General features: G+C 74.5%; 11 protein-coding genes. 8 read left to right on the forward strand and 3 right to left on the reverse strand.

The window, feature by feature from the left end; genetic code table 11:
• Positions 1 to 36: 36 nt before the first annotated feature.
• Positions 37 to 2,622, reverse strand: a complete 2,586-nt coding sequence (valS, locus tag JOD57_RS19770) for a valine--tRNA ligase (RefSeq protein WP_204693575.1) — start codon at positions 2,620 to 2,622, stop codon at positions 37 to 39.
• Positions 2,623 to 2,664: 42 nt separating this feature from the next.
• Here valS and folC point away from each other — a divergent pair, with 42 nt between their 5' ends.
• Complete coding sequence (gene folC, locus JOD57_RS19775; RefSeq protein WP_204693576.1) at positions 2,665 to 4,029, forward strand: bifunctional tetrahydrofolate synthase/dihydrofolate synthase; 1,365 nt, start codon at positions 2,665 to 2,667, stop codon at positions 4,027 to 4,029.
• Entirely contained in the window at positions 4,026 to 4,397 is a 372-nt protein-coding gene (locus JOD57_RS19780) for a DUF4233 domain-containing protein (RefSeq protein WP_204693577.1), read from the forward strand. The genes folC and JOD57_RS19780 overlap by 4 nt, the downstream gene beginning before the upstream one ends.
• A 45-nt stretch (positions 4,398 to 4,442) precedes the next feature.
• Here JOD57_RS19780 and JOD57_RS19785 read toward each other — a convergent pair whose 3' ends face one another.
• A complete protein-coding gene (locus tag JOD57_RS19785; protein WP_204693578.1) occupies positions 4,443 to 4,979 on the reverse strand; it encodes a Clp protease N-terminal domain-containing protein in 537 nt (178 codons plus the stop codon).
• 1 nt (position 4,980) lies between these two features.
• Positions 4,981 to 5,202: a helix-turn-helix domain-containing protein gene (locus tag JOD57_RS19790; protein WP_204693579.1), complete on the reverse strand. Its 222-nt coding sequence runs from the start codon at positions 5,200 to 5,202 to the stop codon at positions 4,981 to 4,983.
• A gap of 73 nt (positions 5,203 to 5,275) precedes the next feature.
• Here JOD57_RS19790 and ndk point away from each other — a divergent pair, with 73 nt between their 5' ends.
• Genes ndk through JOD57_RS19820 form a run of 6 tightly spaced genes read left to right on the forward strand, consistent with a single transcriptional unit; the run spans position 5,276 to position 11,037 of the window.
• A complete protein-coding gene (gene ndk, locus JOD57_RS19795) occupies positions 5,276 to 5,698 on the forward strand; it encodes a nucleoside-diphosphate kinase (protein WP_204693580.1) in 423 nt (140 codons plus the stop codon).
• A 45-nt stretch (positions 5,699 to 5,743) separates the two neighbouring features.
• Positions 5,744 to 6,694, forward strand: coding sequence for an ABC transporter ATP-binding protein (locus tag JOD57_RS19800; RefSeq protein WP_204693581.1), 951 nt, complete (start codon positions 5,744 to 5,746; stop codon positions 6,692 to 6,694).
• Positions 6,694 to 7,467, forward strand: a complete 774-nt coding sequence (locus JOD57_RS19805; RefSeq protein WP_204693582.1) for an ABC transporter permease — start codon at positions 6,694 to 6,696, stop codon at positions 7,465 to 7,467. The genes JOD57_RS19800 and JOD57_RS19805 overlap by 1 nt, the downstream gene beginning before the upstream one ends.
• Entirely contained in the window at positions 7,464 to 8,285 is an 822-nt protein-coding gene (locus JOD57_RS19810) for an ABC transporter permease (protein WP_204693583.1), read from the forward strand. The genes JOD57_RS19805 and JOD57_RS19810 overlap by 4 nt, the downstream gene beginning before the upstream one ends.
• A gap of 56 nt (positions 8,286 to 8,341) precedes the next feature.
• Positions 8,342 to 10,270: a TIGR03960 family B12-binding radical SAM protein gene (locus JOD57_RS19815; RefSeq protein WP_204693584.1), complete on the forward strand. Its 1,929-nt coding sequence runs from the start codon at positions 8,342 to 8,344 to the stop codon at positions 10,268 to 10,270.
• Complete coding sequence (locus tag JOD57_RS19820) at positions 10,270 to 11,037, forward strand: TIGR03936 family radical SAM-associated protein (RefSeq protein ID WP_204693585.1); 768 nt, start codon at positions 10,270 to 10,272, stop codon at positions 11,035 to 11,037. The genes JOD57_RS19815 and JOD57_RS19820 overlap by 1 nt, the downstream gene beginning before the upstream one ends.
• Positions 11,038 to 11,144 lie beyond the last annotated feature (107 nt).

Genomic DNA, 11,144 nt, shown 5'->3' on the forward strand with positions numbered 1-11,144 from the left:
CCCGACCCCGCCGGGATCGCCACGGGGACCGGCGGGTCAGGACTCCGTCGGGGGCGCCAGGACGACGTCGACCGACAGCGGGCCGTCACCGGCGACGACGCTGAGCGACGCGATCCGCCCGGCGTCCACCAGGTCACCCCGCGCGGCCTCCAGCAGTGCCACCTGGGCCGACGGGGCGGTCACCGTCGCCGACGAGACGTCGGCCCGCATCGACACCTTCGCGTCGGACTTGGCCTTGCGGACGCCGGCCAGCGCGGTCGCCACCGCCGGCACCACCGCCGGGTCGCCGCCGGTCGGCAGCTCGGCCGCGGCCGGCCACGCCGCCCGGTGCACCGAGCCGGCCTGCCACCACGACCAGACCTCCTCGGTGACGAAGGGCAGCACCGGGGCGAACAGCCGCAGCTGCACCGACAGCGCCAGCGCCAGCGTCGCCTGCGCCGACTCCGCCGCCGGGCCGGTCCCGTAGGCGCGGGACTTCACCAGCTCGACGTAGTCGTCGCAGAAGGACCAGAAGAACCCCTCGGTCACCTCGAGCGCGCGGGTGTAGTTGTAGGCCTCCATCGCCGCGGTCGCCTCGTCGGCCACCGACGCCAGCGAGGCCAGCAGCCCCAGGTCGATCGGCTCGCTGACCTGCTCACCGCTCAGCCCGGCGGTGACCCCGAGCCCCAGCACGAACTTGCCGACGTTGAGGATCTTCATGGCCAGCCGCCGGCCGACCTTCATCTGCGCCTCGTCGAACGGCGAGTCCGCCCCCGGCCGCGCACCGGCGGCCCGCCACCGGACGGCGTCGGTGCCGTAGCGCTCCAGCACGTCGATCGGCGTGACGACGTTGCCCTTGGACTTCGACATCTTCTTGCGGTCGGGGTCGACGACGAAGCCGGAGATCGTGGCGTGCGTCCACGGCACCGTGCCGTGCTCGAAGTGCGAGCGGACGACGGTGGAGAACAGCCAGGTCCGGATGATGTCGTGCGCCTGCGGCCGCTGGTCCATGGGGAAGACGTGCGCGAACAGCTCCGGGTCGGTGTCCCAGCCCGAGGCCACCTGCGGCGACAGCGACGACGTCGCCCAGGTGTCCATGACGTCGGGGTCGGCCACGAACCCGCCCGGCACCCCGCGCTGCGACTCGTCGAACCCCTCGGGGACGTCGGAGGACGGGTCCACCGGCAGCGCCGACTCCGGCGCCAGCAGGGGCTCGTCGTACACCGGGTCGCCGGCGTCGTCGAGCCGGTACCAGACCGGGAACGGGACGCCGAAGAACCGCTGGCGGCTGATCAGCCAGTCGCCGTTGAGGCCCTCGACCCAGTTCTCGTAGCGGTACCGCATGTGCTCGGGCACCCACTGGATCTCCCGGCCGCGGGCGACCAGCGCGTCGCGCAGCTCGGGGGAGCGGCCGCCGTTGCGGATGTACCACTGCCGCGTGGTGACGATCTCCAGCGGCCGCTCGCCCTTCTCGTAGAACTTGACCGGGTGGGTGATCGACTGCGGCTCGCCGTGCAGGTCGCCGGACTCGCGCAGCATCTCCACGATCCGCTGCTGGGCGCCGAACGCCGTCTTCCCGGCCAGCTCGGCGTAGGGCGCCGCGGGCACGCCGGACGGCGCGTCGGGGACCAGCCGGCCGTCCCAGCCGATCACCGCGCGGGTGGGCAGCTGCAGCTCCCGCCACCAGGTGACGTCGTTGAGGTCGCCGAAGGTGCAGATCATCGCGATGCCCGAGCCCTTGTCCGGCTCGGCCAGGCGGTGGGCGACCACCGGCACCTCGACGTCGAACAGCGGCGTGCGCACCGTCCGCCCGAACAGCGGTCGGTAGCGCTCGTCGTCGGGGTGGGCGACCAGCGCGACGCAGGCCGGCAGCAGCTCGGGCCGGGTGGTCTCGATGAACACCGGGCCGGACGGGCCGGCGAAGGAGATCCGGTGGTAGGCGCCGGGGCGCTCGCGGTCCTCGAGCTCCGCCTGGGCGACGGCGGTGCGGAAGGTGACGTCCCAGAGGGTCGGCGCCTCCTGGGCGTACGCCTCGCCGCGGGCCAGGTTGTGCAGGAACATCTTCTGCGCGGTGGCGCGGGAGGACTCCGAGATCGTCCGGTAGACGTTCGACCAGTCGACCGACAGCCCGACGCGGCGCCACAGCTGCTCGTAGTCGCGCTCGTCCTCCTCGGTCAGCCGCATGCACAGCTCGACGAAGGTGCGCCGGGACACCGGCACCTGCTCCTTGCCCGGCCTGGCCGGGGGCTCGAAGCCCTCGTCGTAGGGGAGCGAGGGGTCGCAGCGGACGCCGTAGTAGTTCTGCACCCGCCGCTCGGTGGGCAGCCCGTTGTCGTCCCAGCCCAGGGGGTAGTAGACGTGCTTGCCGCGCATCCGCTGGTAGCGGGCGACGATGTCGGTGTGGGTGTAGCTGAAGACGTGCCCGACGTGCAGTGACCCGCTGACGGTCGGCGGCGGGGTGTCGATCGAGTACACCTGCTCGCGCGGCGCGGCCAGCGCCGCCTCCCGGTCGAAGGCGTAGGTGTCCAGCTCGGCCCAGCGGGCGACCCAGGTGTCCTCGAGACCGTCCAGGGTGGGCTTGTCGGGTACCCCGGCACCGGCTCCCGGGGCCGTGCTGACCGGGGTGCGGGTGTCGGCGACCATGGGCCCCATCCTAGGAAGTCCGCGGCTGGCATCCTGGGGAGGATGAGCAGCACAGGTCCGGGCGGCGACGCCGAGCTCGCCCGCGTCGAGAAGGCGCTGCTCGCGCGCTGGCCCGAGACGCGCCTGGAGCCCTCCCTCGGCCGCATCGCCGCGCTGGTCGACCTGCTCGGCTCCCCACACCGCGCGATGCCCGTCGTGCAGGTCGCCGGCACCAACGGCAAGACGACGACGGCGCGCATGGTCGACGAGCTGCTGCGCGGCTTCGGCCTGCGCGTCGGCCGGTTCACCAGCCCGCACCTGCAGTCGATGCGCGAGCGGATCGTCCTCGACGGCGAGCCGGTGAGCGCCGAGCGGTTCGTCGAGACCTTCGACGACGTCGCGCCCTACGTCGACATGGTCGACGCCGCCGGCGAGCACCCGATGAGCTTCTTCGAGGTCGTGGTCGGCATGGGGTACGCGCTGTTCGCCGACGCGCCGGTCGACGTCGCCGTCGTCGAGGTCGGCATGGGCGGGACCTGGGACGCCACCAACGTCGTCGACGCGCGGGTCGCCGTCGTCACGCCGGTGGCGCTGGACCACGCCGAGTACCTCGGCCCCGACGTCGCCACGATCGCCGGGGAGAAGGCCGGGATCATCAAGCCCGACGCGATCGCCGTCCTCGCCCGCCAGGAGCCGACCGCCCTGGACGCGCTGGTCCGCCGTGCCGTCGAGGTGGAGGCCGTCGTCGCCCGCGAGGGCACCGAGTTCGGCGTGCTCGACCGGCGGGTCGCCGTCGGCGGGCAGCAGCTGCGGCTGCAGGGCCTGGGCGGGGAGTACGGCGACGTCTTCCTGCCGCTGTTCGGCGCGCACCAGGCGCAGAACGCCGCGACCGCGCTGGCCGCCGTCGAGGCGTTCCTCGGCGCCGGGGCGACCACCGGCACGATCGACGTCGAGACGGTGCGTGCCGCCTTCGCCGCGGTGCGCTCGCCCGGCCGGCTGGAGCGGGTGCGCACCAGCCCGACGGTGCTGGTCGACGCCGCGCACAACCCCGCGGGCATGGCCGCCACCGTCGACGCCGTCCGCGAGTCCTTCGACTTCACCCGGCTCGTCGGCGTGGTCGGCGCGGTGCACGGCAAGGACGTGTCCGGCATGCTCGCCGCCCTGGAGGACGTCTGCGCCGAGCTGGTGGTGACCCAGAACAGCTCGTCGCGGGCGATGCCGGCCGACGAGCTGGGCGCGCTGGCCGTCGACGTCTTCGGCGCCGACCGGGTCAGCGTCTCCCCGCGCCTGCCCGAGGCCCTCACCGAGGCGATCGAGCTGGCCGAGGCCGGTCCGGACGACGCGCTCGGCGGCTCGGGCGTGCTGGTCACCGGCAGCGTGATCACCGCGGGGGAGGCCCGCACCATCCTGGGCGGGACGACGCCGTGACCGCGCCCGACCCGGTCCGCGCGGCGAGGGCGCTGCGCGGCGCGGCGGCGGCGGTGCTGCTGCTCGAGGGCATCGCGGTGCTGTTCGTGCCCCGCGCGATCGCGCAGACCGAGGCCGGCCTGGGCGGTGTCCGGCTGACGATCCTGCTCGTGCTGGCCCTCGTCCTCATCCTGGCCAGCGGCGTCCAGCGCCGGCCGCGGGGACTGGAGGTCGCCACCGCGCTGCAGGTGCCGCTGCTGCTCACCGGGCTCATCGACGCCGCCATGTGGTTCGTCGGCGGCCTCTTCGTGCTCATCTGGCTCTACCTGCTGCAGGTGCGCAAGGACCTGCTCGGCTCGCCGTTCGCCCAGCCGGCCGCCGGCGACTGACTCCGGCCGGCACCCGGCGAGCGACCCGGGCCGGCGCCCGGCGGCTCAGGCGGCCGACGCGCCGTCGAGCCCCTGCCGGAGCCGGACGACGTCGGTGCCCAGCTGCCGCAGCACCCGCCCGACCACCGGGTCGGCGACCGCGAGGACGCCGACGACCAGGTGCCCGGTGTCGATGACCCGGCGGCGGCTGCGGCGCGGCTGCGCCACGAGGTGCCGGAGCGCGCCCTCGAGCGCCCGCTCGGCGCCGTGGGCGAAGGGGACGTGCCCGGTGCGCGCCAGCGGTCCGCGGTCGAGCGCCCCGGGCCCGAAGGTGGACTCCGCCGCGGCACGCACCGAGTCCAGGTCGATCCCGACGGCGGCCAGGGCCTCGGCGTCCAGCTGCCCGCCCGACCGGGTGAGCGCGTCGCGGACGGTCGCGTGGTCGAGACCCACGGACCGCAGGACCGTCCCGCCGCGCCCGGGGTCGCGGGTGAGCGCGAGCAGCAGGTGCACCGGCCCGACGTGCCCGGCGCGCAGGTCGCGGGCCTCCTGCTGGGCCACGACCACCGCGCGGCGGGCCTCCTGGGCGAAGCGTTCGAACACCTCAGACGTCCTTCCTGCTCCGGGCGTGCTCCTGGTGGACGGCCCGCCGGCTGACGCCGAGGGCCCCGGCGATCCGCTCCCACGACCAGCCGCGCGCCCGCGCGTTGCCGACCTGCAGCGCCTCGAGGCGCTCGGCCAGCTCGCGCAGCGCCCGGACGGCGCGCAGACCGGTGTCCGGGTCGCCGGCCGCGGCGGCGGTGCCGACGTCGGGAGGAGGGGTCATGCGTCAACTGTGGTTGACGCCGTCCGCGATGTCAACCGGAGTTGACGCAGATCGTCCCGTAGTCTGCGGCACCGTGTCTGCACCCAGCGCTGAGCGCACCCTCGTCCTGGTCAAGCCCGACGGCGTCGCCCGCGGCCTGGTCGGGGAGGTCGTCTCCCGGCTCGAGGCCAAGGGCCTGCGGCTGGTCGCCGCCGAGTTGCGCACCCTGACCCGCGACGTCGCCGAGGAGCACTACGGCGAGCACCGCGAGAAGCCGTTCTTCGGCTCGCTGGTCGAGTTCATCACCGGTGGCCCGCTGCTGGCCCTCGTCGTGGAGGGTCCGCGCGCGATCGAGGCCTTCCGCGCGCTGGCCGGCGCCACCGACCCGGTCACGGCCGCGCCCGGCACCATCCGCGGCGACTTCGCCCTCGAGGTGCAGAGCAACATCGTGCACGGCTCGGACTCGCCGGAGTCCGCCGCGCGCGAGGTCGCGCTCTTCTTCCCCGACCTCTCCTGAGACCGACTGGACCCCGCCCCCGGGGCCGGGGATAGCGTCGGGGTCGTGGGGGAGGTCGTCCGGGCGCGGGGCCTGGTGAAGCGCTTCGGCTCCGCCACCGCCGTCGACGGCATCGACGTCGACATCGCGCCCGGGGAGGCCTTCGGCTTCCTCGGGCCCAACGGCGCCGGCAAGAGCACGACGATGCGCATGATCGGCGCGGTCTCCCCGCCGACGGCCGGGGAGCTGCGGATCCTGGGCATGGACCCCGCCGTCGACGGCCCGGCCATCCGGGCCCGCCTGGGCGTCGTGCCGCAGACCGACAACCTCGACCTCGAGCTCACCGTCGCCGAGAACCTGCTCGTCTACGGCCGCTACTTCGGCCTGCCGAGGGCCGCGGTTCGCCGGCGGACCGCCGAGCTGCTCGACTTCGTCCAGCTCACCGACCGGGCCGGCGACCGGGTCGAGCCGCTGTCGGGCGGGATGAAGCGGCGGGTCACCATCGCCCGGGCGCTGGTCAACGACCCCGACGTCGTCCTGCTCGACGAGCCCACCACCGGCCTGGACCCCCAGGCCCGGCACGTCCTGTGGGAGCGGCTCTACCGGCTCAAGCAGCGCGGCGTCACCCTCGTGCTGACCACGCACTACATGGACGAGGCCGAGCAGCTGTGCGACCGCCTCGTCGTCATGGACCGGGGCCGGATCGCCGCCGAGGGCTCGCCGGCCGAGCTGATCGCCACCTGGTCCACCCGCGAGGTGTGCGAGCTGCGCTTCCCGCTGACCGAGGGCGCGCCCGGCCCGGCCGCGCACGCCGAGGCGCTGGCACCGCTGGTGGCCCGGGGCGCCGCCGAGCGGGTCGAGGTGCTGCCCGACCGGCTGCTGCTCTACACCGCCGACGGCGACGCCGCGCTCTCGGCGGTGCTCGCCGAGGGCGTCCACCCGGTGTCGTCGCTGGTGCGGCGCAGCTCGCTGGAGGACGTGTTCCTCCGCCTGACCGGCCGGACCCTGGTCGACTGATGCCCGGCCCGGCCGCCTGGTCGCTGTTCCGGCAGCGGCTGACCGCGCACCGCCACTACTGGCGCAGCAGCGCGATCGGCAGCGTGCTCGAGCCGGTGCTCTTCCTCGCCGCGATGGGCCTGACGCTGGGCACCCTGGTCGACCGCGGGCCGGGGCTGCCCGGCGGCGTCGGCTACCTCGCCTTCCTCGCGCCCGGCCTGCTGGTGGCCGCGGCGATGCAGACCGCCACCGGCGAGTCGAGCTACCCGGTGCTCGGGGCGATCAAGTGGGACCGCACCTACGACGCGATCCTGGCCACCCCGGCCCGCCCGGTCGACCTGGTGGCCGGCCACCTGCTCTACGTCGCCTTCCGGGTGACGACGTCGGCCGCGGCCTTCCTCCTCGTCCTGCTCGCCTTCGGCGCCGCGGAGAGCCCGCTGGTGGTGCTCACCGTGCCGGTCGCCCTGCTCACCGGGCTGGCCTTCGCCGCGCCGGTCACCGCCATGGCCGGCCGGCTGGAGGAGGACGCGGCCTTCGCCGCGCTGCAGCGGTTCCTCCTCGTGCCGATGTTTCTGTTCTCCGGCACCTTCTTCCCGGTCGGCCAGCTGCCGGCGGTCCTCGAGGGGGTCGCCTACGCGACGCCGCTGTGGCACGGGGTCGCGCTGGCCCGCGACCTCGCCCTCGGCACCCCCCAGGCGGGGACGGCGCTGCTGCACGTCGGCTACCTGGCCCTGTGGGTCGTGGCCGGCACCCTCCTGGCCACCCGCGCGTTCACCCGGCGGCTGCTCCGGTGAGCGCCCGGACCTCGCCGTCGCTGCTGCTGCGGGTGGTGCCGCTGTACCCGCTCTCGCCCCGCCGGGCCGGCACGCTCGTGCACCGCAACCTGCTGGTGGCCCGCCGCAACTGGGTGGTGTTCGCCTCGGGCTTCTTCGAGCCGTTCTTCTACCTGCTGTCCATCGGTGTCGGCATCGGCGGGCTGGTGGGCGACGTCGTTCCCGACGGCGGCACCGCGCTGAGCTACCAGCAGTTCGTGGCCCCGGCCCTGCTGGCCTCGGCGGCGATGAACGGCGCGGTCTACGACGCCGTGTTCAACCTCTTCTTCAAGCTGCGCTACGCCAAGCTCTACGACGCCGTGCTGGCCACGCCGGTCTCGGCCGCCGACGCCGCGGTGGGGGAGACGGTGTGGGCGCTGCTGCGCGGGGCGGCCTACTCGGCGGCGTTCCTGCTGGTGATGCTCGTGCTCGGGCTGGTCGGCTCGTGGTGGGCGGTGCTGGCGCTGCCGGCCGCCGTCCTCATCGGGTTCGCCTTCGCGGCGGTGGGCCTGGCGGCGACCACGTTCCTGCGCGGCTGGCAGGACTTCGAGTTCGTGCAGGTCGCCGTCCTGCCGCTGTTCCTGTTCTCCACGACCTTCTACCCGCTGTCGACCTACCCGCGCCCCCTGCAGCTGGTGGTCGAGTGCACCCCGCTCTACCACGGCATCGAGCTGGTCCGGGGCCTGGTGACCGGTGCCGTCGGGTGGTCGCTGCTGGGCTCGGCGGCCTACCTGCTGGTCATGGGCCTGGCCGGGCTGGCGGTCGGCGCGCGGCGCCTGGAGCGGCTGCTGCTGTCCTGACGCCCGCCCGCCGCGGGGGCCTCGGGCCGGGGGGCGGCGTCTACCCTGGACCGGTCATGACTGGACAGAGCCTCTACCCCCGTCTCGAACCGCTGCTGGCCCAGGTGCAGAAGCCGATCCAGTACGTCGGCGGGGAGCTCAACGCGCAGGTCAAGGCGTGGGACGACGTCGCCGTCCGCTGGGCGCTGATGTACCCCGACGCCTACGAGGTGGGGCTGCCCAACCAGGGCCTCATGATCCTGTACGAGGTGCTCAACGAGCGTCCCGACGCCCTCGCCGAGCGCACCTACGCCGTCTGGCCCGACCTCGCCGCGCTCATGCGCGAGCACGGCGTCGGCCAGTTCACCGTCGACGCGCACCGGGCCGTGCGCGACTTCGACCTGCTCGGCGTCAGCTTCGCCACCGAGCTCGGCTACACCAACCTGCTCGAGGCCCTCGACCTCGCCGGGGTCCCGCTGCACGCGGTCGACCGCGACGAGACCTCCCCCGTGGTGATCGCCGGCGGGCACGCGGCGTTCAACCCCGAGCCGGTCGCCGACTTCGTCGACTGCGCCGTCCTCGGCGACGGCGAGCAGGTCGTCGGCGACGTCACCGACGTCGTCGCGGCGTGGAAGGAGCAGGGCCGGCCCGGCGGGCGCGAGGAGCTGCTGGCCCGCCTCGCCCGGGTCGACGGCGTCTACGTGCCGCGCTTCTACGCGGTCTCCTACGGCCCCGACGGCGCCATCGCCGCGGTCACCCGCACCCGGGACGACGTCCCCGCGCGGGTCGGCAAGCGCACCGTCATGGACCTCGACGAGTGGCCCTACCCGAAGACGCCGCTGGTGCCGCTGGCCGAGAGCGTGCACGAGCGGATGAGCGTGGAGATCTTCCGCGGCTGCACCCGCGGCTGCCGCTTCTGCCAGGCCGGGATGATCACCCGGCCGGTGCGGGAGCGGACGATCACCGGCATCGGCTCGATGGTCGACCAGGGCCTGCGCGCGACCGGCTACGAGGAGGTCGGGCTGCTGTCGCTGTCCAGCGCCGACCACTCCGAGATCGGCCAGGTGGCCAAGGAGCTCGCCGACCGCTACGAGGGCACCAACACCGGGCTGTCGCTGCCGTCGACCCGCGTGGACGCCTTCAACGTCACCCTGGCCAACGAGCTGTCCCGCAACGGCCGGCGGTCGGGGCTGACCTTCGCCCCCGAGGGCGGCAGCGAGCGCATCCGGCGGGTGATCAACAAGACCGTGTCCAAGGAGGACCTGGTCCGCACGGTCACCACCGCCTACGCCAACGGCTGGCAGCAGGTGAAGCTCTACTTCATGTGCGGGCTCCCGACCGAGACCGACGAGGACGTGCTGGAGATCGCCGACCTGGCGGTCGAGGTCATCCGCGCCGGCCGCGAGGCCAGCGGCCGCAAGGACATCCGCTGCACCGTCTCGATCGGCGGGTTCGTGCCCAAGCCGCACACGCCGTTCCAGTGGGCCGGGCAGGCCAGTGCCGAGACCATCGACTCCCGGTTGAGGGTCCTGCGGCAGGCCATCAACGCCGACCGGCGGATCGGCCGCTCCATCGGGCTGCGCTACCACGACGGCAAGCCCGGGGTGATCGAGGGACTGCTCTCCCGGGGCGACCGCCGCGTCGGCCGGGTGATCGAGGGGGTGTGGCGCGACGGCGGCCGGTTCGACGGCTGGAGCGAGCACTTCTCCTACGAGCGCTGGGCCCGGGTGGCCGCCGAGGAGCTCGCGCCGTTCGGCGTCGACCTGGACTGGTTCACCACCCGCGAGCGCACCCAGGAGGAGGTCCTGCCCTGGGACCACCTCGACTCCGGGCTGGACAAGGAGTGGCTCTGGGACGACTGGCAGGACGCCCTCTCCGAGGAGGAGGTCGCCGACTGCCGCTGGACCCCCTGCTACGACTGCGGGGTCTGCCCGACCAACGGCACCGAGATCCAGATCGGCCCCACCGGGCGCAGCCTGATCCCGCTCACCGTCGTCGGCCGGTAGTGGCCCGCCAGCCCGAGGGGCCGCCCCCGCCGCCCACCGTCCAGAAGCTGCGGCTGCGCTACGCCAAGCGCGGCCCGCTGCGCTTCGCCTCCCACCGCGACCTCGCCCGCGCGCTCGAGCGGGCCCTGCGCCGCGCCCGGGTGCCGATGGCCTTCTCCGCCGGCTTCAGCCCGCACCCGAAGATCAGCTACGTCGGGGCGGCGCCGACCGGGGCGGCCAGCGAGGCCGAGTACCTGGAGATCGGCCTGGCCGAGCGGCGCGACCCCGAGGAGGTGCGCGCGGCGCTGGACGCCTCGCTGCCCACCGGCGTCGACGTCCTCGAGTGCGTGGAGGCCACCGAGGGCGGCGGGTCGCTGGCCGACCGGATCGACGCCGCCCGGTGGCGGGTGGAGCTGCCCGGCGTGGAGCCGGCCGAGCTCGCCGCCGCGGTGGAGTCCCTGCTGGCCCGGGACGAGGTGCTCGTGGCCAAGCGCACCAAGAACGGCCTGCGCGACGTCGATGCGCGGGGACCGGTGGCCTCGGCGTCCGCGGGCGGGGCGGCAGGTTGTGCCATACTGCACGTGGTCGTCCGGCAGGTGACGCCCGCCGTTCGACCCGACGACGTGGTGGCCGCTCTCGCTGCCGTCGCCGACCTGCGCCCGCCGTCGCCCCCACGGGCCGTGCGTGAGGCGCAGGGCCGGCTCGACGACAGCGGGACCGTGGCCGATCCGCTCGGTCCCGACCGAGTGACGCGCACCCGCTGCCAGGGGGAGCACGCCGCGGTCTGACCGGCGAGCCCGGGGCTCCCGCGCCGTCGAGCGGCACGGCTGCCAGACGTGACGCCCCGACCCGGCACCACCCGAGACCGCGCACCACCGCACCACCTGCAGTCCGG

Origin of the sequence: Geodermatophilus bullaregiensis (assembly GCF_016907675.1) — a bacterium.
Taxonomy (GTDB): Bacteria; Actinomycetota; Actinomycetes; order Mycobacteriales; family Geodermatophilaceae; genus Geodermatophilus; species Geodermatophilus bullaregiensis.